The sequence below is a fragment of the Rhizobium tropici CIAT 899 genome (genome assembly GCF_000330885.1).
GTDB lineage: Bacteria > Pseudomonadota > Alphaproteobacteria > Rhizobiales > Rhizobiaceae > Rhizobium > Rhizobium tropici.
This window is the reverse complement of the sequence record NC_020060.1, coordinates 152118-174819: the sequence shown is the minus strand read 5'-3', so window position 1 is coordinate 174819 and position 22702 is coordinate 152118. Positions and strand designations below refer to the sequence as shown.

At 58.3% G+C, this 22702-nt stretch carries 19 protein-coding genes; 9 read left to right on the top strand and 10 right to left on the bottom strand.

Annotation, left to right across the window (positions count from 1 at the left end):
- Positions 1 to 22: 22 nt before the first annotated feature.
- The 6 genes from RTCIAT899_RS19450 to RTCIAT899_RS19425 form a co-directional block, all read right to left on the bottom strand.
- A complete protein-coding gene (locus tag RTCIAT899_RS19450; RefSeq protein WP_015341928.1) occupies positions 23 to 625 on the bottom strand; it encodes a DUF1419 domain-containing protein in 603 nt (200 codons plus the stop codon).
- 72 nt (positions 626 to 697) lie between these two features.
- The gene (locus RTCIAT899_RS19445) at positions 698 to 1720 is read right to left on the bottom strand and encodes a DUF3991 and toprim domain-containing protein (RefSeq protein ID WP_015341927.1); all 1023 of its coding nucleotides are present in this window, start codon (positions 1718 to 1720) and stop codon (positions 698 to 700) included.
- A gap of 199 nt (positions 1721 to 1919) precedes the next feature.
- Complete coding sequence (locus tag RTCIAT899_RS33820) at positions 1920 to 2096, bottom strand: hypothetical protein (protein ID WP_015341926.1); 177 nt, start codon at positions 2094 to 2096, stop codon at positions 1920 to 1922.
- 655 nt (positions 2097 to 2751) lie between these two features.
- Positions 2752 to 3393, bottom strand: a complete 642-nt coding sequence (dhaL, locus tag RTCIAT899_RS19435; RefSeq protein ID WP_013984746.1) for a dihydroxyacetone kinase subunit DhaL — start codon at positions 3391 to 3393, stop codon at positions 2752 to 2754.
- 10 nt (positions 3394 to 3403) lie between these two features.
- Positions 3404 to 4396 (bottom strand): dihydroxyacetone kinase subunit DhaK, encoded by a 993-nt coding sequence (locus RTCIAT899_RS19430; protein ID WP_015341924.1) that lies wholly within the window; start codon positions 4394 to 4396, stop codon positions 3404 to 3406.
- Positions 4397 to 4417: 21 nt separating this feature from the next.
- Positions 4418 to 5269, bottom strand: a complete 852-nt coding sequence (locus RTCIAT899_RS19425; RefSeq protein ID WP_015341923.1) for a sugar phosphate isomerase/epimerase family protein — start codon at positions 5267 to 5269, stop codon at positions 4418 to 4420.
- 229 nt (positions 5270 to 5498) lie between these two features.
- Here RTCIAT899_RS19425 and RTCIAT899_RS19420 point away from each other — a divergent pair, with 229 nt between their 5' ends.
- Complete coding sequence (locus RTCIAT899_RS19420) at positions 5499 to 6428, top strand: LysR substrate-binding domain-containing protein (RefSeq protein WP_004130046.1); 930 nt, start codon at positions 5499 to 5501, stop codon at positions 6426 to 6428.
- 71 nt (positions 6429 to 6499) lie between these two features.
- On the opposite strand, the gene RTCIAT899_RS19415 is transcribed toward RTCIAT899_RS19420, so the two are convergent.
- Both RTCIAT899_RS19415 and RTCIAT899_RS19410 read right to left on the bottom strand, forming a co-directional pair.
- Positions 6500 to 7348 (bottom strand): alpha/beta fold hydrolase, encoded by an 849-nt coding sequence (locus tag RTCIAT899_RS19415; protein ID WP_015341922.1) that lies wholly within the window; start codon positions 7346 to 7348, stop codon positions 6500 to 6502.
- A complete protein-coding gene (locus RTCIAT899_RS19410; RefSeq protein WP_015341921.1) occupies positions 7345 to 8313 on the bottom strand; it encodes an NAD(P)-dependent oxidoreductase in 969 nt (322 codons plus the stop codon). Before RTCIAT899_RS19410 ends, RTCIAT899_RS19415 begins: the two co-directional genes overlap by 4 nt.
- A gap of 394 nt (positions 8314 to 8707) precedes the next feature.
- Between RTCIAT899_RS19410 and RTCIAT899_RS19405 the strand changes: the two genes are divergently transcribed.
- From RTCIAT899_RS19405 to RTCIAT899_RS19390, 3 genes are all read left to right on the top strand, one after another.
- Positions 8708 to 9724, top strand: a complete 1017-nt coding sequence (locus RTCIAT899_RS19405) for a TRAP transporter substrate-binding protein (RefSeq protein WP_015341920.1) — start codon at positions 8708 to 8710, stop codon at positions 9722 to 9724.
- Between the two features lie 9 nt (positions 9725 to 9733).
- A complete protein-coding gene (locus RTCIAT899_RS19400) occupies positions 9734 to 11599 on the top strand; it encodes a TRAP transporter large permease (protein WP_015341919.1) in 1866 nt (621 codons plus the stop codon).
- Positions 11600 to 12213: 614 nt separating this feature from the next.
- Positions 12214 to 13212, top strand: coding sequence for an MBL fold metallo-hydrolase (locus RTCIAT899_RS19390; protein ID WP_004130059.1), 999 nt, complete (start codon positions 12214 to 12216; stop codon positions 13210 to 13212).
- Between the two features lie 177 nt (positions 13213 to 13389).
- On the opposite strand, the gene RTCIAT899_RS32070 is transcribed toward RTCIAT899_RS19390, so the two are convergent.
- The gene (locus RTCIAT899_RS32070) at positions 13390 to 13647 is read right to left on the bottom strand and encodes a hypothetical protein (RefSeq protein ID WP_041678048.1); all 258 of its coding nucleotides are present in this window, start codon (positions 13645 to 13647) and stop codon (positions 13390 to 13392) included.
- 253 nt (positions 13648 to 13900) lie between these two features.
- Between RTCIAT899_RS32070 and RTCIAT899_RS19380 the strand changes: the two genes are divergently transcribed.
- A complete protein-coding gene (locus RTCIAT899_RS19380) occupies positions 13901 to 14230 on the top strand; it encodes a hypothetical protein (protein ID WP_041678047.1) in 330 nt (109 codons plus the stop codon).
- A 19-nt stretch (positions 14231 to 14249) separates the two neighbouring features.
- On the opposite strand, the gene RTCIAT899_RS19375 is transcribed toward RTCIAT899_RS19380, so the two are convergent.
- Positions 14250 to 16694: a beta-glucosidase gene (locus RTCIAT899_RS19375; protein ID WP_015341916.1), complete on the bottom strand. Its 2445-nt coding sequence runs from the start codon at positions 16692 to 16694 to the stop codon at positions 14250 to 14252.
- 460 nt (positions 16695 to 17154) lie between these two features.
- On the opposite strand from RTCIAT899_RS19375, the gene RTCIAT899_RS19370 reads away from it, so the two are divergent.
- The 4 genes from RTCIAT899_RS19370 (at position 17155) to RTCIAT899_RS19355 (ending at position 22584) form a co-directional block, all read left to right on the top strand.
- Entirely contained in the window at positions 17155 to 19671 is a 2517-nt protein-coding gene (locus RTCIAT899_RS19370) for a methyl-accepting chemotaxis protein (protein ID WP_015341915.1), read from the top strand.
- 84 nt (positions 19672 to 19755) lie between these two features.
- Positions 19756 to 20649 carry an MBL fold metallo-hydrolase gene (locus RTCIAT899_RS19365; protein ID WP_015341914.1) on the top strand — a complete coding sequence of 298 codons (894 nt, stop codon included), beginning with the start codon at positions 19756 to 19758 and terminating at the stop codon, positions 20647 to 20649.
- A gap of 12 nt (positions 20650 to 20661) precedes the next feature.
- The gene (locus tag RTCIAT899_RS19360; protein WP_015341913.1) at positions 20662 to 21786 is read left to right on the top strand and encodes a zinc-dependent alcohol dehydrogenase family protein; all 1125 of its coding nucleotides are present in this window, start codon (positions 20662 to 20664) and stop codon (positions 21784 to 21786) included.
- A 21-nt stretch (positions 21787 to 21807) separates the two neighbouring features.
- Entirely contained in the window at positions 21808 to 22584 is a 777-nt protein-coding gene (locus RTCIAT899_RS19355; RefSeq protein WP_015341912.1) for an N-acyl homoserine lactonase family protein, read from the top strand.
- Positions 22585 to 22702: the final 118 nt, after the last annotated feature.

Sequence of the window (22702 nt, the reverse complement as noted above, 5' to 3'; positions counted from 1 at the left end):
CGCACGGATGCAAATTGCACTCTCAAGCCGCGATCGGCGAGGGGAGGTGGCGCAGTTGTACCGGCAGCTTGGCGGCGATCTCGTCCTCGCTGAGATCCTCAAGCAGCTTCAGAACAGTGCCGCCTTTGCCGTAGATCATAATAGTGCGCTTACCGCGCGAAGCCTCCGGCCAGCGCTCGCCGGCATAGCCGCGATAGTCGTCCGCCGTGCTGCTCCAGATATGCTCGAGGCGTTCATCGCGCGTCATGGCCCGGACTGGACGGCTTTCGCGCTCAATTATCGCGACGCGCATGGCCTCGACGGACGCTTTGTCGGAAAGGTCGCAATAGCCGTGAAAATAACGGATCGCCTCGTCGATCCGGAGTGCGAAGAACACTGATGTCACCGAGCCGGTCAGGAACTCGCGCATCGCAAACATCGAACCGCGGATCCAGAGCGGCGGCAGGATTTCGAACATATAGTCGTGCTCGGCCTCGCCGATCTCGAACCATTCGCCGGCATAGAGCGGCGTTGCGTCGTCTTCCCAACGGTTGGACCGCTGGAGATGACGGTCGAACATGCGGAACATCTGCGGCCGGCTTGCGACGCCCTGGAAGACTTTTCGGATTGCGGGAGAGGGGTTCATCTGCAACTCCTTCGGAGGTTTCGGGCCGAAGCGCGGCACTGTCCTCTCGACCTTGCCTTCCTCTTCAGTCCTTCATGACGCCTGGCTGTCGCCGGCATCGTGACCGTCTGGGTCAAGGGCCGGCTCCGCCGGGCGAAGCCTCCCTTGACGCGGACGGCGCGCATGCGGCACGCCTCCTTCTTCCATCGTTTCCCTCTTTTCCTTTTCCCTGATCTTCAGGGTTTCGTTCCAATCCTCCTCGGACGGCCGAAGTCGAAGCCAGTCGCAGCCTGCATCGTCGGCAAGCGTCCGCAGCCGTTCGGCAAACATCTCGCCCTGCGGATTGGCGTCCGTCGCCGCTACCATCTGGACGGCGGGCTTCGCCGCTAACTTCCGCAACGCGGCCTCCGTGGTCGGCGACCATCCGCCGCCAGTACTGAGATAAAGCGTCCCCTCCCGCAAATCTTCGATCGCCGCGAGGCTCATGGCATCGATCGCCGCTTCCGTGACGGCCAGGCGCGAAGCGCTGTCCGAACCGAGACGGAAGAGAACCTTGGTTCCTCCGGATGCAAAACCCCGGTATTGCGGACCCCGCGCTTCCCAGCCGGTCAAGACCCCGGCCTGGTCCCGGTGCGCCGCCCACATGCTGCCTTGCGGGCCTTCGCGCAGAAGGTCGCCTTTGACGGTCGCTCGCAGCACGGTCGCTGGCAGATAGCGCTCGCCGTTGAGGTACCGCCACGACGAGGAACCAGGCCAGGGTCGCCTGCGGGACTGCCAACGATCGGGAAGAGAGAGGTCGGATCTCTGACCATCTTTCGCGGGCTGCCACTCCGGCCCCGTGATCTGAAACCCGACCAGAGCCGCGACCCGTTCTGCACCTTCGGGAAAACCGACCCGATCGAGATGCTCGACGAGCCGGAACACATCGCCTTTCGCGTCGGACAGGGGATCGAACCACCCACGCCCTTCATAGGTGACGATAATGATCTCGCCGCCGCGGCGGAACTTGACTGCCCGTCGCGTGCTTTCCTTCGCGTCTATTGCAAAACCGGCATGCTCAAGCACTGCCGCACAACTGACCTGATCGCGCAGCGCTTCAATCTCTCTTCTCTTCATTTTTCATTCCGATCGCCCAGCGATCGGCCTCCATAATCCTTCCTTGCCCGTCGGTTCACCGACGCCTTTCGGCAGGCCCCGAAGAGCAAAGACCGCAAGGGCGCGGCTGGCAATTGTCGGATCATGCAAGCTGACGTCGGACGCGGCGAAGCCCCCCTTGCGGCCTGCCGCTCGCAAGGGGCACCCACGCGGCGCCGGCTCAATGAGCCGGCCATGGCGTATACTCGTGCACGATCGCCAGATCGTCGTCGGCGTCGATCTCGTCAGAAGGAAGGACGCCGTATTCTCCGTCGACCTCGAAGAGGGTGACCGGGACCATCAGGTCACGGGAAAGCTGGAGGGCGTGGGACTGTGCGAGAGAGAGATCGTGCGACATTTGAGAGGCTCCTACGGGAGCGGGCCAATTCCCGCTCGATGGCTCCTCAAAAGGCACGGGGTCCGGGCGCGATCACCGCGAGGCGAAGCCGACGCGGCCGCAGCTTGCTAGCGGACCCTTTATGGGTTGATCGTGGAAGATCCGGAACCGGGCCAGGACGCCATCACAGACAAGCGGGATTGGCTTGCTTCCGTTTGGGCCACCGTTCGACGCACGATTTTCGAGCTTCGTGCCAGGTCGTCGCTGCCCGCAGGCCGATTACTCGTGTCTTCGATTTAGCGGGTCAGGTGTTGGCTGAGCGAAGGACTCTGCGTCGCCGCGTGACCGAATGTCGCGTCAGCTTCAGTCGTGGCACCGCCTAAGTTGCGATGAGTCGTGCCTTTCGCGGTTTGCGGAACCCGACCCTGCAAGCGAGAGCGATGGTGCCCGGAGACCGAATGCATAGTTCGCCGCCGACCCAATCTGTCCGCCAAATTTGATTCCCGGATGGCCGCGAAAGCGGGTGTCCACCCTCGGGCGGCACACGGAGGACTGTTGCCGGATTTCTATCGCGGCGCGTTTCACATCAATAACCGAGCGGCACTCTGGATTGGCTTCCCCTTAAGCTCGGCATCACTTCGGTTCTCACTATGATCACGCTCAAGAAGCGATGACACTATTGAAGCCTATTACGGGTTCCCTCAGACAACTCCTTGAGGATCAGCGCGCAAGACGTCGCACCAGCATCCAGCACGCCGAGCGATCGTTCGCCCAGCCTGCTGGCTCGGCCGATCCGCGCGATCAAGTTCACCGTCGAATCGCGGCCACTTTCGGCTGCCGCAACGAGGAGTTCCAATGCCTCGTCGAAGGATTTTCCTTCTGATGTCGCATTGTCAAAAGCTTCAACAGCAGGCACCAACGTGTCAAGCAATGTCTTGTCGCCGACTTTGGCCGAACCAATTTGTTGAATACCCGTCAAGCCAGCATGCAGCATTCGGCTGAACGTCTTGTTGTCGATCTGGTCGACCTGATCGATCTGCTGGGCAAACTCGGTGAACATCACACCGTAAAGCGGACCCATAGATCCGCCGATCTCGGTCATCAGGACTGTTCCGAGGGTCTCAAGCGCTTTTGCGAGCGATAGCTCCTTGCCGCGTATCCGGTCGGCCACTAAACCGAAACCTTTCGCCATATTTATTCCGTGATCGCCGTCGCCAATCTTGCCGTCGATCTCGCTGAGGTAGGCGCGGTTATCGATGATCGCTCTTGCCATGGAGACTACGATTTCTCCGGCTGCCGCGTTATTCATTTTTTGCATTGTTCCCTCCTTAAAGCGTCGCCGCGCAGCGAACCTCGACCTCCAGTAGCGACTTTAGCTCTTCATCGAGCGCCATGACCGTCAAAGTCGCTCCAACCATCTCAAGAGACGTGAAGTAGTTACCAACATACGCTTTGTGGATCCTGAGGCCGCGGCCGGAGATTTCCTCCTCGACGGTGTCGAAGAGAATGTAAAGTTCGTTCAGCGGTGTCGCGCCAAGGCCAGATACCAGTACGGCCACTTCTGTCCCCGAGCCGAGATCATGATCATCCAGCACGATCTGGCACATATCCTTGGCGACCTCTGATGCGCTCTTGAGCGCTTCTACTCGCACGCCCGGCTCGCCGTGATGGCCGATACCGACTTCAATGGTGCCAAGCTCGATCTGGAAGTTCGGATGTCCGACCGCTGGAAGAGTGCACGGCCCCAATCCGACACCGACCGAGCGGCAATTGTCGATGGCCTTCTGTGCTGCGTCACGAACCTCGGATAGGCTGGCGCCCATCGACGCTTTCGCTCCGCCGACCTTCCACATGAAGATCTCTCCGGCAACGCCTCGGCGCTTCTCCCGCTCCTCGGCGGAGGCGGAGCACACGTCATCGTTCGCAACCACCGTGGCAACCTCGATGCCGTCCTTCGCGGCGAGTTTCATCGCCATTTTCACGTTCATGTTGTCTCCGGCATAATTTCCGTAGAGGACAACGACGCCGTTTCCACCATTCGCTTCGCGTATGGCATCATGAAAGCTCTTTGCCGTTGGCGACGAAAACAGCTCGCCGACCGCGACCGCGTCGAGCATGTTGCGGCCTATATAGCCACTGAAGGCAGGCTCGTGTCCGGAGCCACCTCCAGTTACGACACCCACTTTTCCTTGCGTGGGCCGGTCAATCGCCGTCACCACGCGTTGGTTTTCGGCGAGGCGCACGATGTCTCGGTGTGCCTTCACAAAGCCCTTGATGGTATCTTCCACGACCTCATCGCGGTTGTTTACAAAACGTTGCACTGCGTCCTCCTCCAGACACGGTCATTGATTGTGGTTGAGCGCTCGCCGGACGACCTTGAGCGACCGAGCCAGCGAGTCCTCGATCGTTGACAGCGGCACGGGATCTTGGCGGCGAACGGGCTGCGCCTGCCGATTGCGATGCAGTCTCAAGGGAAGTTCAATACTGACCGGGAGGCTGTCGAGCTTTGCGATTGCGGCCAGGAGGCGCTCGCACCCGACCTTGCCGTCGCCGATATCGCAGAAAAACCAACCTTCGTCGGTTTCACGGACATCCTTGATATGGGCGTGCGCCGATTCCGGCAGCGCCAGGATTCCATCACCTGCGAGATCGTCCATGTCCGGTCGATGTGACGCCGTGTTTGCAGCGTCGTAATTTAGCTTTAGAAAGGGCGATCCGAATTCCTCAACAAGAGAAATACCGTCCCGCGCGATGTTGATCAGGCTATCGCTGCCGTCTCCTGGGTTTTCCAGGCCAACGATGATATCAAAGGCTTCCGCTCTTCTCAGTATGGTTTCGACGTTGCGACGGAATGTTGCCTCTCTCTGTCGGGCAGCCGCGTTGGTCGCAATAACCTTGGCTCCAATCGCCGCGGCGAATGCCATGCGGCCCGTGAACACTTCGACCGAATCTTCGAAACCGAGGTCGATGTGCGACGACATTGCATGACACAAGAGCCCCGAAGACCTAAGCGCGCTGCGCCAACTGGTCATCTCGGAAGGTGTGAAGGCGGTCTCATCGAAGGGTTCTGTATATCCAACGATAAAGGCCGGCTCGAAATGCGTGAACCCGAGGGTTGCCGCGCTCTCCAGTGCGGCCTCTCTGCTATGCCCGTCGTACGGCGCGCCGGACACGGAGATCACCCGTTCAGCCATGCATTCCTCCCTTAGCAAAGAACGGCGCAAAGGCCGTTCCGAAGGGCAAAGTGTTAAAAACGCTTCATCCGGACAAGCGAATTCCACCGGTCAATGCATGAATCCATCTCAACAAATGCATCATTTGCGTTAAATTTCCTCATGGAATATAGAGGAAGGGCGTCCTCCAGCGTACTGAATGTCTCAAGTAGGAAAGGTGGCGAGGCACGCATAAACAGGAGGAGGGGTGATGAGCGCGTTGGAGTTTCCTTCGCTGCGATCGCTACAGGTGTTGGAAGCTGTCGCACGTCTTGGATCTTTTGGAAAAGCCGCCGAGGAACTGAGCATCAGCCCCTCGGCCGTGAGCCATCAAATGGCCGCGCTGGATTCGGAGCTCGGAATTGCTTTATTTCATCGCTCCGGGCGTTCAATCATGCTGACTGACGCGGGAAGGGCTTACGCTGAAGAGATCAGCGCCTCCTTTCGAAGGATCGAGAGCGCTACTCGCAATTTCACGAAGAAGGGCAAAAGTGACATTCTGAATATCCATTCGGTTGTCAGTCTCGCTTCGCAGTGGCTCATGCCTCGCCTCGCCCGGTTTAGCGCCCGCTATCCGGAGATCGATCTTCGACTGCACGCTTCTGGTGACCCCGCCGAGCTCAGGACCGGCAACGTCGATATAGACATCCGCTACGGAACGCAGCCCGTGGAGGTTGGCATCGCCGTCGAGCCCTTCCCGCCCGAGCCAATAGTGGTCCTGTGCGCCCCATCGTTGGTCGAGGGCGCAAACGGAATACGCTCACCGCAGGATCTCGCCAGATTTCCGCTCATCCACTCCGAAGTGAACCTCTATCGCTGGCAGGATTGGGCCGACGACCACGGTGTGAGGCTCAACATGGATCGGGGGCTGCGTTTCGATAGATCTTTCATGTCCATCAATGCGGCCGCGGATGGACTTGGCGTTTGCCTGGAAAGCCTCATACTCGTCCGGCAAGATCTGAAAAGCGGGAGGCTCGTTGCGCCGTTTGGCCTGGAAGGCCCCAGCATCAATTGCCATAGTCTCGTGTACTTACGGTCCAGGGCAAGAACGCCAAAGATCGCTCTGTTCAAACGTTGGATCGAAGAGACCCTGGCTGGCGACGCGGTTTCTGCGAGTGAGATCGACGTCGGCGGGAGGTGAGTTATGCGCAATCAGGGTCGGTGATGCGCGACTGGTGGATCAGACGCGCATCCCCGACGTCAGGCAGTGGTTTAGCCGAAGAATTTCCCGAGTTCGTTCGCTATGAATTCGGGAGCTTCTTCCGCAACCCAGTGACCCGAGCCCGGGATCAATCCGCCTCGAACGTCACTTGCCACCCGCTGCAGTGATTCCATCGTCTCCATGCCGCGGCCAAAACCACTGTCTCCGCCCAGGGCGAGGACCGGCATTTCGAGCTTGCCATCCCTCTCGAGGAATAACTCGTTGTCTTTGACGTCGGTTGGAAAGCCCCGATAATAGGCGAGAAGTGTGCGCAGGCCACCCGGTTTCAGGTAGGTACGGAAATACTCATTCTTGTCTTCCTGAGATAGCACGTTTGCCCGGCTGCCGTAATTGTCAAACAACCATTCCAGATAGATTTGCTCGCGACCGCGGAACATCGCTTCCGGCAAATCCGGCGTCCTGAAGAAAGGGTGGTGCCAACGGCGGCCGCCTTGCGACATGTCCGCTCCATCGCCAGGAATGGTAACGTCCAGGATCGCGAGCTTGCCAACAGCCCCCCGGTGCTGCGCGGCCAGGGCAAACGCCACCGGGCCGCCCCAGTCGTGTCCCACAAGATTGAAGCGATCGATCTTCAGATGTTCAGAAAGAAGCTCCCACACGTCCTCGGCAATCGTTTTCTTGTCGTACCCATCGGCGGGCCGGGAAGTGTCGCCGAGGCCCCGCAGGTCCGGCGCGATGATGGCGTACTTGTCCGCGAGGAAGGGGATCACGTGCCGCCATTCGTGCGAACTCTGCGGCACCCCGTGAAGGAGAACCAGCGGCTCACCGGATCCTGCGGTCAGGTAGTGCATGGTGATGCCGGACAGTCGCGCGTAATTGCTTTTTATCTCGGCACTCACTTCTTTGCCTCCTTCTGGCCCGCGGTCATTCCCCGATACGCACGAATGACCTGACTGTCATCTGCCGAGCCTGACCCCTGCCCAGACGCGGCAAGGAAGAACTGATGCGCAACGGAGGCGAGCGGCAGGGCGGCCCTGGCAGAGGAGCCGGCGGCAAGCACGATACCGAGATCTTTCACAAAAATGTCTACCGCGCTCGTTACCTCAGGGTCTTCCAGAAGCATCCGCTGGCCACGATCGTTGAGCATCCAGCTGGCGGCCGCCGAGCCGGACACGATCTCGAGTACCGTTGAGGTGTCGAGGCCAGCCCTTTCGGCGAGCGACAGCGCCTCAGCCGCTGCCGCCAAGTGTACGCCGCACAGCAACTGGTTGACTGCTTTGGCAACCGATGCCTGGCCAGGCCGCTCTCCGAGATAATAGATCTTGGAGCCGAGCACGTCGAAAAGATTGCGGCTCATCTCATAGGTTTGCCTGTCGCCAGCCACCATGATGGAGAGCGACGCGTCGCGCGCTCCGGCGACGCCGCCGGAAACAGGCGCATCCAGAAACCGGTGACCGCGAGCAATAACGGCCTCGGCGAGCTGTTCAACCTCGCCGGGAGGGCATGTTGACATCAGGACGACGACGCTGGCCCTGGTTGAATTTGCCAAGGCGCCCCGTTCGAAGAGGGCTTGGTGCGCCTGGTCGATGTTGACTACCATCAACATCAAGACGTCGGTCTCGCTGGCCGCTTCTGTAGCGTCTGGATAGGCAGTCCCGCCACTGTCAGCGAAGCTTCTTAGAGCATTCTCCGAGATGTCAAACCCCTTGACCCTGAAGCCGCTTTTTAGGAGATGCGACGCCATCGGCAATCCCATCGAGCCGAGACCGATAAAACCGATTGTCGGTTTTCCCGGTCCTCGTGCCGGGCTCGGCTTTGTTTCTAAAGCTTGGTGCAATTCCGGTCTCCTCCGCGATACTGGCACGTCATAGGCCGGCACATCCCACCGGAGTGCCATGCTCGCATGCAAAGCGGTTAGCATGGCGGCTTCCTCCACATCAAAAGAGTTTGCGCAAAAAACATGTGACCTGGATTCATGTTGCCTGGCGCGTTCTTCTAGAAAAACTTTGCCTCCATCGCGGGTCACGCCGAACTCGCCTGAGTTCAACTCACCATTGGCCGGAGGCAATTCATTTGCGGACGTTTGGCGCAAGCGCCTAATTTACGTCCAGCCGCACAGTGGGAGGCTTCCGGCTTCAGCGACATCAGTCCAAGGTCTAAGCAACCTGCAAGAAACTGAGGACGCTTACGAGGAGAGCGCCTGCGCTGGAGGCTCCTAAAAACATCGACATAGATCAACACGGTTAGAGGAGGAACCAATGATCAGAATGAATCGCCGTACCCTTATTATGAGTTCCGTGGCGATGACCGCCGCGCTTGCGGCACCGCGCATCATGCGTGCGAGTTCGCCTGAATTCTCGTTTAAATTCGCCAACATCATGCCGGTTGATCATCCGCTCAACACGCGGATGACCGAGGCTTCCGACAAGATCAGCCAGCAGACAGACGGCCGCGTGAGCATTCAAGTGTTCCCCGCGAGCCAGCTCGGCACCGATGCTGATATGCTCAGCCAGCTTCGATCAGGTGGCCTGGACCTTCTTGCGCAGACAGGCCTCATCGCAGCGACACTCGTCCCGCCGGCGGCCATCACCGGTGTAGGATTTGCCTACCCCGACTACGCGCACGTGTGGAAGTCGGTGGATGGTGAGCTCGGCCGGAGCATCCGGACGGCTTTTGAGACGGTCAACCTGATCGCCTTCGAGAAGATGTGGGACAACGGCTTTCGGCAGACGACCTCGATCGGGAAACCGATCAAGTCGCCCGAGGACCTCAAGGGCTTCAAGATCCGCGTGCCTCCTGCGCCGCTCTGGACATCGCTTTTCAAGTCTCTCGGCGCCGCGCCGACGTCGATTCCATGGGGCGAAACTTATTCCGCACTCCAGACCCACGTCGCCGACGGTCTCGAAAACCCGCTCGCTGGCATTTACTTTGCCAAGATGTACGAGGTTCAAAAGTATCTCTCCCGGACCAACCATATGTGGGACGGCTTCTGGATTCTCGCCAATCGGGACAACTTCGAGATGCTGCCTGAGGACTTGCGTGACATTGTCGTCACCGAGATCAATCGCTCGGCTATCGTGCAACGCGCTGATGTCGAAAAGCTGAATTCCGAACTCCAGGCAGAGCTGACGAGCAAGGGTCTTGAATTTATCGACGTCGATGTTTCCAAGTTCCGCGCGACGCTGCAAGCTTCGTCGTTCTACTCCGATTGGAAGGGGCGTTTTGGCGAGGAAGCATGGGCGTTGCTGGAGTCTACCTCGGGCAAATTGATCTGAGGCGTTGACATGGCTACTTCTGAAAATGTCAGCCCCCCGGTGATCGGCGCGTGGCCAGTCCTGGCGAAAGCTGAAACGCGCCTGGTGCGCCTGATTGAATTGATCGCCGCAGCACTTGTTGTTGTCGAGGTACTCGTGCTGTCGGCGGGCGTCTTCGCCCGCTATGCATGGGGCGAGCCGCTCATCTGGTCGGATGAGCTCGCCTCCATGTTGTTCCTCTGGCTTTCGATCGTGGGCGCGGTCCTCGCTTTTCACCGCGGACAGCACATGAGGATGGGCGTTATCGCGGACGCGATGCCGCCCGTCGTAAGGGCAAGACTGGAGGTGGCTGCACTTGTCTTTTGCCTTTCGGTCTGCGTGCTTCTTCTGCCCAAGGCCACGGCCTACGCTCTTCATGAAGTTCCGGTCGTCACTCCCGCGATGGAAGTTTCGGTCGCATGGCGTTCTTTTGGTCTTCCGATCGGACTTGGCCTGATGCTTATCCTTGGCGTGACCAATGCCCTTCAGCGCATCACGCTGAGCGATTTCCTGATCGGGGTCCTTGTAGCCGCATGCTTGATAGGGTTGGCGATTGCGGCGAAACCGTTGATCATGGCGATGGGCAACTGGAACCTCGTGCTTTTCTTCGTAGTCTTCATCGCACTAGGTGTGCTGAGCGGCGTACCAATCGCGTTCGTGTTCGCTCTCGCTGCCATCAGTTATGTGGCTCTGGGTACGAGCCGTCCGATAAGCGTGATCGCGGGTCGGCTTGATGAGGGAATGTCGCATCTTCTCCTCCTAGCGGTCCCGCTGTTCGTGCTGCTGGGTATGCTGATGGAGGTTACGGGCATGGCAAAAGCGATGCTGAACTTCCTGGCGTCCTTGCTCGGACATGTCAGAGGCGGCCTGTGTTACGTCCTCGTCGCGGCAATGTATCTGGTGTCTGGGATATCGGGTTCGAAGACCGCCGACATGGCTGCTGTCGCCCCGGCACTGTTCCCGGAGATGAAAGCGAGAGGATCAAAGCCCGGCGATCTCGTGGCCCTGCTTGCGGCTACGGGTGCGCAGACGGAGACGATCCCGCCGAGCCTCGTATTGATTACCATCGGATCGGTTACGAGCGTATCGATTTCGGCCCTGTTCATAGGCGGTCTTTTGCCGGCGTTCGTCTGCGGATTGATGCTTTGCGTTGTCGTCTGGTGGCGCTATCGCAACGAGGACATGTCGGGTTTTCGCAAGCCGCCAGCCAGGGAGATCTTTCGCACATTCCTGATTGCGCTTCCGGCTTTGGCCCTACCTTTTATCATCCGTACAGCGGTTGTCGAAGGCGTTGCTACCGCCACGGAAGTCTCGACAATCGGCATTGCCTACTCGCTGCTGGCAGGCCTCCTCATTTACCGCCGGTTCGACTGGAAGCGGGTGGGTCCGATGCTGGTGGAAACGGCGGTCTTGTCCGGAGCCATCCTTTTCATCATCGCGGCGGCAACGGCTGTGGCCTGGTGCCTGACTCAATCGGGTTTTTCGCGTGGGCTGGTTCAGACGATGGCGGGTCTATCCGGGGGAGCGCCGATCTTTATGATCGTGTCGATCGTCGCGTTCATTGTGCTCGGTAGCGTGCTGGAAGGCATTCCCGCGGTGGTTCTGTTCGCACCCCTGGTATTTCCGATCGCCAAGGGATTAGGGATCCACGACGTGCACTATTCGATCGTGGTCATTCTCGCCATGGGAGTGGGCTTGTTCCTCCCGCCGTTCGGCGTCGGTTATTATGCCGCCTGTGCAATCGGCCGTGTGAACCCAGTGGAAGGCATAAAGCCGCTGTGGGGGTACATGATCGCCCTGCTTCTCGGGCTTGCGATCGTCGCAGCGGTGCCCTGGATCTCGATCGGCTTCCTATGACGTGCGACCGTAGGCGGCCGGTAGAGAACTCGGCCATTCTACGGTCGTAACCATGTCGGATAAGGCGGAATGCCGGGCTGGCAACGCGCTTCAGAAGCATGCTGCTGGCTCCGCAATATGCCCGGGAAGAAATGTAGCGCCCACCCGAAGATCGTTACGTCCTCGCGGTTTTCCGTGGCTTCTTCCTCAGGAGCGGTGCGCTCTTCGAGGGAAGAGGTAACATCTATCCTCCGACCGCTTAATGAACACCGTTGGCGACCTGACGCAGAGCCACTCACATAACAATGAGGCAGCCAAGGCGATCCACGATAATCTTGCCGATATTCGGATGCGAGCCGCGTCCCGCAGTCAGGGAGCCAAGAGTTCTTTCGAACTCACCGAAAGCCAACGAGATCTGATGGCCGGACCAACGCGGTACCCCGAAACCGGTTGTTTCGATTGATGAATCGCAGGTCCGAGCGAGATCATTTGTTGAGCGATGCTCATTGAAATGGACTTGCAATTCAATTGTCCTAGACCTGCCACTTGATACCTTTCCGATGCAGACAAAGCCGAAATCCGTCGCAAGACAAGCGCGGTCTGCAGACGCATTTTTACAAATGGGGAGGAGTGAAATGGGAAATGAACGTTTCGAGATCGACCGCCGCAACTTACTATTGGCAGGGGGAGCTGCTTTGAGTGGAGCCGTTTTGGGTGCGAACAGTGTAGCGGCTCACGCTGGGGCGAGCCCCGTTTCCGGGGCACAAGCTCCGGACTTTTATCGATTTGCCATTGGGGACGCCCAGGTAACCATCGTATCAGACGGCCCACTTCCGCTCGGCGACCCGACACAAAGCTTTCTCGGCGTGCCGGCCGACGAGATAAGATCCATGCTAAACCACAGCTTCCTGCCCACGGATGAGGTCGTTCTCGCTCAGAACGCACCTGTCGTAAACATCGGTGGCAAGCTGATTTTGTTCGACACGGGGATGGGATCGCTTAAGCAATTTGGCCCGACGACTGGCCGTCTCAAGTCTTGCTTGGCCGCCGCGAATATTGCGCTGGAAGATATTGACGCTGTCGTCTGTTCGCATGCTCATTGGGACCACGTCGGCGGAATCTGGGGCGACGACGGGAAACCAACGTTTCCAAATGCCCAGGTGTACATCAGCCAAACCGACTACGATTTCTGGACCGACGAGAAAAAACTTGGAGGCGATCTCAACGGTCTAGTTAAAGCCGCGATCCACAACCTCAAACCCGTGCGGGACCGCATGGTTTTTTTCCAGGACGAACAAGAGTTTCTTCCTGGTATTCATGCCATTAGCGCTCCTGGACACACACTCGGCCATAGCTGCTTTATGATTGAGTCAGCAGGAAAGACAATGTGCTATGGCGGCGACCTCACTCATCATCCTGTGCTTCTGTTCGAAAAGCCTTTGATGGAATTTGCGTTCGATACCGATCCCAAACTGTCAGCTCAATCGCGTGTGCGCATTCTGAAAATGCTGGCCTCCAATAGAATACCCTTCATGTCCTACCACTTCCCATGGCCGGGCTACGGGCACGTTGGCATAGCGGGAGAGGGCTTCGCGTATTTTCCTGAGCCACTACATCTTAGCCTGTTGGACTGAGTGGTAGAGAAGGGCGCGAGGGCAATGCCTTCGCGTCAATCCTATCCGGAGGGCAGTCGAACGAAATCATCACATGGCGGAAGTTACGCAACAAGCAATGTGCGCCTTCATCGCGTTGCTAGACATCAAGTCACGCGGGAACGCCAACTGAAATCAAGAGCGATCGGCGGACCGCACCTAAAGGCCATTCCTGATCGGAAACATATCCTCGCCGTAGTGGTGAAGCCTTGTGTGATGCCGTCGGCATAACCAGCGCACCTTTAAAGGGTCGTCGTATTGATCATGATGGGCGTCGACCGTTTCAATCCCGCAGACCTCACATGTTTGCTTTTCCAGCTCGCCTGCCTTTACGGCTCGCTGTACAGCAAGATGAGCATCATATTTCGCTGGATTAGCACGGCGCCAATTTGCTTGGCGGGTGTCGGTTTTCAGCATCGCCGCATCCTGTGCCTGTAATTTTGCGCTCTCGACCGATAGATACCTGGAGAGGGCTGCAGGCTCAAGTTTCCGCACAGAGCGACGGCGTCTGTCCGTGGCTCCGCGTCCGAAAACAAGATTTCGCATTGCCAGGAATGATCAGGGTTGGGCCATCGAGATCCAAGTTTGCTGCCCGCAATCTTCGCACGGTGGATACGATATCGCTCGTGTCGATCGGTGCTCCCGATCGTAGCGCGCTGGATGACTAAGCTTGAAATTTCTGCTCGATACATATGTCCTGAAGGAGATCGGTCGAGCCGAACTGCACGAGAATGTGGCAGCCCTCGATACGATTGACGATTCCGATCTCGCGACAAGCGTGAGCTCAGTTCGAGAGACTGCGAAAGGCATCAAAAAAATTGTAGGACCGACGCTGTCGCGAACGTGTCCGCCAACGCTTCCGACGCCATCTTCGCCGCCTATGAAGGTCGGTATCCTTCCTGTCGGTGACAATATCGCCCGTCTTGAGCCATTCTTTCACTCATTCACCGAGCTTCACCGCACTGCGCTCATTTTAGGACTCAACCACCACCAAACGTAGTCTTTGATTCTCTGCACGATTAGAGCGCTAAGACAGCGCCCTTTTGCGTGACAGTTCCACTCAAACGGATGTCGGTGGCCGAGAACCCAGCCATAACTGCAAATCCCCCCGTCTCTATCCGCCAGCACCGCTCGGTCGTGTCGAAGAAGGCAAATGTTCGGGCGTCAAGAATGAAACTGAGCCTTCGTTTCTCACCGGGTTCCAGGGCGATTTTCGAGAAGGCTTTCAGTTCTTTGACCGGTCTGGGTACAGATGCTTCAACATCGCCGACATAGATTTGCACCACTGCCGAACCTGGCCGCTCGCTGACGTTGGTCAATCCCAGTGTCACTGTCACCGCGCCGGCAGCATCCGGCAGCCCTACCGTCAGGTCTGACATCGCAAAGCTTGAATAACCAAGACCATGACCGAAGGGGAACAGTGGCTTAATGTCCTGGCGATCGTAGTGCCGATATCCAACGAACACACCTTCGTCATATCGCACATGGCCATTCTTGCCTGGATAGACCGCGTCATCCTCGGTATGTGTGGGATTGTCAGCCCAGCGCACGGGGAAGGTCTGTGCCAGTCGGCCCGAGGGCTCGGCCTTGCCGAGGAGGACATCGGCGATCGCGTTGCCAGCTTCCTGGCCGGGATACCAGCATTGCAGTACTGCACGAGCACTGGAAAGCCAGGGCATTTCCACCGGTCCACCAGTTTGCAGGACGACAATCGTGTTCGGATTGGCCGCAATTACCGCCTCAACAAGCTGGTCCTGCAGACCAGGAAGCGCAATGCCGCGGAGATCGGAGCCCTCGGTATCCCAGTCGCCCGTTCTGCCCACGAAGACTACCGCATGATCAGCCTTCGCGGCGACGGCTGCTGCCTCGGCAATCTCCGCTTCGGCCGAAAACCTGCCTATTCCTACCCGAACTGCGGCGATATAGAGGTTGACGTGATCGTGCCGGGCGTACTCGGCGACGACCTCGTATTTACGGCCGGCTTCGAGCGTGATTTCACCCACGACCTCCTCGCAGCCTTCTTCAAAGAATGTGGTACCACGTGTCCAGGAAGCCCAGGCGTCCACCACAAGCCTGCCGTCCACATAGACACGGCCAAGCCCCGCCGAGGTCAGGCCGACGCGATAGCCGCCGGCTTCTGAGGCTGTGAAGACGGTGCGCATTCGGGCGGAAAAGCGATGCGGATCCACGGTGCCCCCGGCCACGGGGGGCAACCATACACCGAGGCTCGACGGTTCCTCGATAACCTTCACGGGCTCGCCAGCAAGCTCCCTCCCTTGGAAAAATTCGAAGGTTGTCGGGTTTTCGATCAGCGGCTGAAACCGATAGTTGCTGCAACCTTGAGCGTAGAACACGTTCTCCTCACCCAGGGCGTCCGCCAGCCCCTGCCACGGACTGACGACATAGTGGGGGTTCAACTGCGCCGAGCCGCCTCCCATAATCTGCGCGATCTTGGCATTGGGTCCAATGATGGCGACCGTACCTTGCTGAGCCAATGGCAGGATGCCGTCATTCTGTAGCAGAACTGCGCTTTCCGCTCCCGCGCGCCTGATGAGTGCCCTATGTTCCGGCCGATTAATGGCGTACTCCTTAAACTCGCGATGATCATTGATTGCGCCGGTGCGTTCCATCAGGGTCAGGATATTGTGCACACAGGCGCGGACGGTCTCGACACTTACCTCGCCCGCGTCGATCGCCGCCAGAAGCTTGGAGCCGCGGTCGCGGGTCGGGCCCGGCATCTCCAAATCCAGCCCAGCATTCACGGTGGGTGCGGTCGAACGCGAGCCGAACCAGTCCGACATCACCACGCCGTTAAAACCCCAGCCACCGCGCAGTACCTCGTTCAACAGCCAATGGCTTTCCGCCGTGTAAGTACCGTTTAGTTTGTTATATGAAGACATCACGGCCCAGACCTTTGCCCGCTTCACCGCCGCCTCAAAGGGTATTAGGTAGACTTCGCGCAGAGTGCGTTCATCGATATCTGAAGAGATGGTTGTACGTTCGATCTCGGACTCGTTGCCAGCGAAATGTTTTATCGTGGCACCCACTTTCTTGGACTGCAGACCTTCGATATAGCCGACGGCAAGTTCCGCCGTCAGTATCGGATCCTCAGAGAAACACTCAAAGTTTCGGCCGTTTGTGACGCTGCGCTGGATGTTAACGGTCGGCGCCAGCGAGACATGGGCCCCTTTGGAAAGAACCTCGTCACCTAGCGCACTGCCGATTTCCCTGGCTAGGTCCGGGTTCCAACTCGCTCCGATGGCAATGCCTACCGGGAAAGCCGCTGCAGTCACACCCCCGACAAAAGACCCCGCCCCGCGGGCGCCGTTGGGGCCGTCCGTCAAGCGCAATCTCCCTATCCCTAGGCGGTCGATGGGCGGTAAAGACCAGAACGTATCGCCGGAAAGTAGCGAGACCTGCTCGGCCAAGGTCATATTATCGAGCAATGCTCTCGTATCAGTCATCTTCTCTGCTTCCTCAATCTCAACACTTACCGTTTCCAGATCGGGCATCTCGATATGCATATTGGGAAAGCTGGTGAGGTCGGCGTCATCCGTGGAGCCGTCCATCCATGAGAAGGACCCGTTTGTTCCCCAAGGCGCCGTCACCACGACGACGACATGTTCGCAGTCTTCACATGGCCGAGATGCCGTCACCGCTTTCCACTGAAAACAAGGACATCGCGGTTTGATCGATGTAAGCGGTGAAAGTTGTGCCGGCTGCGGCAGCGCCGGTTCTGGAGTTATTCCTGCGCAAGTTCGCGAGACAATTTGATAAACCTAAACATGCTTTATCAGACAATCTGTTGACAGACAATCCTCAGTCGCGCAGCCTCGTGTCGTCATTGATGATTCGATGCTTCCATCGGAGGCGGATCCCGATTGATGAAGCTTCTTCACCGCCTATGGACAAGGATGGACCACAATGGACAGGCTGTTGTCCCGTTTCCGGCTACAGACAAAAGTAATCATTTTCGTACTGCCTTTCATAATCAGTATTTGCGCGGTGGGGTTTTTGGGGCACTACGCCGCGGGTCTCCTACAAAGCCGCCTGGAAACCTCAAGCCAGGTGATGCAGGTGCTCTCGGGTTTCCGTGACGTCTCCGCCTCGATGAGAGAGTTTCTCGACGAGGCGTCGGAAGAAAGGCGCGATCGCGTGAAGGCTGACCTGCTCGCGCAGCAATCGCATCTGCAGGCTTTGGTGACGAATGCCGGAGCTACGGCGGAAAGCGAAGGCCTCCAGTCGGCAAACGCGATTATGCTGGACGTGGTGAACAATTTTGGTTCTCTCTGGAGCATCCATGAAAGCGAAGAGAAACTGATAAGCTCGATCGCCAATCATTCTGAATCGCTGGTTTGGTCGCAGAATGAAATGCTCAGGCTAGCAGACGAGTTAAGGAAGTCCGGCGAGCAGTCCGAGGGCGCCGCCAAATCGATGTTGCGCGATGCCGACAGGGTGACAGGCTATGCAACCTTCTTCCTTGATCTTGCCGCGGGCTACCAATCCGCCGGAACGACCGAGCTGAAACTCAAATATTTGGGCGGCAAAGTGGGCGAGTTGCGTCGGAGCGCCCGAAATCTGCGGGCTTCCTTGCCATCGGACGCCACAAAACTGTCGAGCTCGGTCGATGGCGCGGTGAAAAGCGTAACACAACTTCTGTCGCAGGGCGCTTCATCGGACAACACCGTAGGCCTCGACACCGCAATGTCCGCGTTCAAGGAAATCTCCGTCGCGATTAACGCGGTAGCGAACCAGCAAACAAAGAAAGCAATCGTCGAGTTCGCAGGTCTCGACCAACATTTGGCGAAGATCAGCAGCGCCTTGGACGGCAGCCGAAGACTTTCAGACTCCAGCTATCTCATCAGGATAAACCTTGCGCGCTTCATAGCCGACCCTACCGAACAAAACCGTGCGCAGCTCGTCCAGAACTTTGACAGAACGAAGAAGGAGATATTGGACATCTGGAGTGCCGCTTCCGACCTCGACCTTTTCAAGGCAGTCCAGAATACGGTGCCGCCGGCGGTAGAGGGTATGACGCAGGACAGTGCGAAGCTCGTCGAGATCTCGGAAGTGAGGCGTGCGCAATATAGGCAAACGACAGACCAGTTGAACACCATATGGGGCCACCTCACGACGTTTGCCGACGCCCAGCGCGCAAGAGCCATTGAAGAGACGGCTTACGCGAATGGCATTGGCCTCATCACGACATTTGCCGGCGTCCTCGTCGCACTTCTCGCTGGCTTCGGGATGATTGCGACTTTCAAAAAACCTGTTGTCCAGTTGACCGACGACATGCGGCGTTTGGCGGAAGGGGACCTTGACATTGAGATCGGCGGTTCTGAGCGCGCTGATGAGCTCGGAGAAATGGCCCGGGCGCTCTGTGTCTTCAGGGAGAATGCCGCGAGGAAGATCGAGATCGAGAACGACGCGGATCGTCAACGATCGGCTTCCGAAGCTGAACGTCGGCACAACGAGGCGGAGAAAGCCGAGATCGACAAACAGATCGGCGACGCCGTCGACAGTCTTGCCGCTGGGCTGGAGAGGTTATCCAACGGTGATGTTTCGAGCACGATCGATCAACCGTTCTCCGGGCGGCTGGAACAATTGCGACGGGACTTCAACAATTCGTTGCTGCGTTTGCAGGCGACGATGTCGGAACTTCGCGGCAACATCGTGCTCATTCGGCAAAATGCAGACAACCTCAGCAGTGGCGCCGATGATCTCTCCCGCCGCAGCGAGCGTCAAGCCGCGTCGTTGGAGGAGACCGCGGCCGCTGTTCATCAACTCACCGCGACGGTGCGTTCCTCGACAGAGCAGGCACAAGCCGCAGCCCAGCTGGTAAAAGAAACCAAGCAGGCCGCGGATGCGTCTGCTTCAGTGGTCACGAACGCGGTTGACGCTATGGGACGAATAGAAGCGGCTTCCGGGCGCATTTCGCAAATCATCGGCGTCATCGACGAGATTGCCTTCCAGACCAATCTCCTGGCACTCAATGCCGGTGTCGAGGCCGCGAGAGCTGGAGAAGCGGGGCAGGGCTTCGCTGTCGTGGCCCAGGAAGTCAGGGAACTTGCCCAGCGGTCGGCTCTAGCCGCCCAGGAAATCAAGGAACTCATAGCAAGATCAAGCGAGGAAGTCGCCTCGGGATCGCGATTGGTGAACGAGGCGGGCAAGGTGCTGATTGCGATATCGTCGAATGTTGCCGGAATTTCCGAAAGGGTTGAGCTTATCGCTGCGGCGAGCAGGGACCAGGCGGCTTCGCTTATCGAAGTGAACCAGGCCGTTGGCGAGATCGATGACAGCACCCAGCGAAACGCTGCCATCGCCGAGCAAGCCCACGCCGCCACCCAGGAACTCACAAAAGAGACCCAGCGGCTGATGCAGCAGATCGAACAGTTCAACATCGGCAGGCCAAGGGGTCACGTGCTTTCGATCGTTTCCTGACTTCGTAGACAATCACCACTATTGTGTTGACAGATTTTCATACAATCTGTCAAATGATGCAGCCAATCTGGGAGGATAAGCGGCGTGCTCAATGACCAAGCGCATCAGACTAAGTTGCCCTATTTCTATCCGTTCAAGTTCGGAAGCGGCGAAATAACGGTACTTTCGGACGGACCGTTGGAATTGGGCGACCCACGGGAGAATTTCCTCGGGGTCGACGCAGCCACGGTGACGGAAATGCTCGACAGGAACTTCCTGTCCAGTTCGTCGGTGACCCTCGAGCAGAACATCCCGCTGGTCAAAATCAACGGAAAGACCATCCTGTTCGACACCGGGATGGGGACGTCGAAGATTTTCGGGCCGACGACCGGTCGCCTGCTGAAGAGCATGCAGGAGGCAGGGATCGACACTTTGGAAGTCGATGCCGTGGTGTTGTCCCACGCACACATCGACCACACCGGCGGACTTTGCGATCAGGACGGCAAGCTTAATTTTCCCAACGCGGAGATCTTCATAAGCGAAAGCGACTTCGATGACTGGACCGACGGAGGCAAGCTTGATGACGGTTTCAAGGCCCAGGTGGAAAATGCCCGGAGGAACCTTCTTCCACACCGTGATCGGATAACGCATTTCGTGGACGGTCAGGAGTTTCTGCCGGGCGTGCAGGCAGTGCACGCTCCAGGCCACACCTTGGGCCACTTCTGCTTCCTCATGCAGTCGGGCAACGATCGGCTCTGCTTCCTCGGCGATCTGACCCATCATCATATCCTGCTGATGGAACGCCCGTGGATGGAGTTCAAGTACGACACCGATCCCAAGCTCTCGGCGCGGTCGCGCACACGGGTGCTGGATATGCTCGCGACAGACCGCATACCAGTGATGTCCTATCACTTTGCGTGGCCCGGGCTCGGCAATGTCGCCCGGGAGGGGGAAGGCTTCCGCTACGTACCCGCCGCCATGCAGATGCTCTCGAGATAGGAATACGCGACAATGCAGATGAAATCAGTCATTCTCCGAGAGTCAGGGCTTCCCAAGCCGTATGCAAGTTCCCGGCCTCTCAGTGTCGAGACCGTCGACCTGGCGCCTCCGGGCAATCTTGAGGTCCTGGTCAAAATCAAGGCCGCTGGTGTGTGCCACTCCGACCTGTCGGCGATAAATGGCGACCGCCCCCGTCCATTGCCTGTCGCGTTGGGGCATGAAGCGTCCGGCATTGTCGAAGAAATCGGACCCGGTGTGGATACAGTGAAGGTTGGCGATCACGTCGTGATGTCGTTCCTGCCCATCTGCGGACACTGCGATTACTGCGCGGGAGGACGCGCAAGCCTCTGTGAGCCGGGCTATCGCGCAAACGCCGCCGGGACATTGTTGAACGGTAGCAAGCATATCCGTCTTCGGGGCTACGATATCAACCATCACAGCGGCGTATCGGCGTTTTCGGAATACGCGGTCGTGTCGGCGCACTCGGTCGTCAAGATCACCAAAGACGTGGACGTCACCATGGCGGCCTTGTTCGGATGCGCCGTGATGACAGGCGTCGGTGCCGTCGTAAATACATGTGGCGTGAAGCCGGGGCAGTCGGTCGCCGTCATCGGCCTGGGAGGCGTGGGGTTGTCGGCCGTCCTCGGAGCGGTGGCTAGCGGGGCAAGCGAGATCGTCGCCATCGATTTGATGCCGGAGAAGCTTGAGTTGGCTAAGGCGCTGGGCGCGACGCGTACCTTCCTGGCAACCACGCCGGATGTCATCGGCGAGGTCAAGGAAGCGACCCGCGGGGGAGTGGACTACGGCATCGAGATGGCAGGGTCGAGCAAAGCGTTCGAAACCGCGTATGGCATTACGCGGCGCGGCGGCACGACGGCCACAGCGGGTCTGGCGAACGTGAACACCAAATTCGAGATCTCGCCGCTTCCTCTTGTCGGGGAAGAACGCGTCATCAAAGGCAGCTACATGGGGTCCTGCGTACCTTCGCGCGATGTTCCCCGCTATATCGACCTGTTCCTCAAGGGTAGGTTGCCCGTGGAGAGACTGTTGTCCAGCACTGGCCCGCTTGAGGAAATCAACGAGGCCTTCGACCGGTTAGACCGTGGCGAGGTGATCCGGCATCTGCTGGTTCCTTAAGCCTGCGGAAGGAGCGAGAATTTGACCGACTGGAAAGTCCTGGCGATACATTACGGCACTGCGGTTCGGCCCGTTGGCGAACTCGGCCTGGAAGCAGGAGATCCCCACGACGCCCCGGGCAGGATCGAGTATTTCGTTTGGTTGATCCGCCATGGTGAACGTCTGATCCTGGTTGACACCGGGTTTAGCCCGCAGGAGGCTGAAAGGCGCGGGAGGACCATGTTGATCCATCCGGTCGAGGCGCTTCGCCAGCTCGGGATTTCCGCATCGTCCATTACCGACGTCGTCATCACGCATCTTCACTATGATCACGCGGGAAACCTTGCGGACTTCCCCGAAGCCCTGTTCCACTTGCAGGATCGGGAGATGGCCTACGGTACAGGACGATGCATGTGCCATGATCGTCTTCGGCGTCCCTTTGCGGTGGACGCCGTAGTCGATGCAGTCCGCCTGACGTTTTCCGGCAGGGTGTGCTTCCACGACGGGAACGGCGAGATTATGGAGGGGCTCACTATCCATCTCGTCGGCGGTCATTCTAGGGGCCTTCAGGTCGTGAGGCTGGACGATGGCAATGACGTCGTCGTTATCGCATCGGACGCACTCCATTTTCAACGCTATCTAGAGCATGACGACGTCTTTCCGCTTTTCGCCGATTACGCCTACGTACTGGAGGGATACCGAACTCTCCGTGAGCTTTCAGGACCGTCCGGAGTACTCGTTCCAGGCCACGATCCCGCAGTCCTGACGAGTTTCCCATCGCTGTCACCGGATCTCGCATTTGCAAAGGTTCTACGGTAATGGGAACGCATGGAATGTCCGGTAAGAGGCCAGGCGTGGGTGTTCTTCGTTTTCGTCAGACAATCGGGTTGTCTCATCGGGATAACCCACCATATAGTACCATGACTTGCGCGGCCGG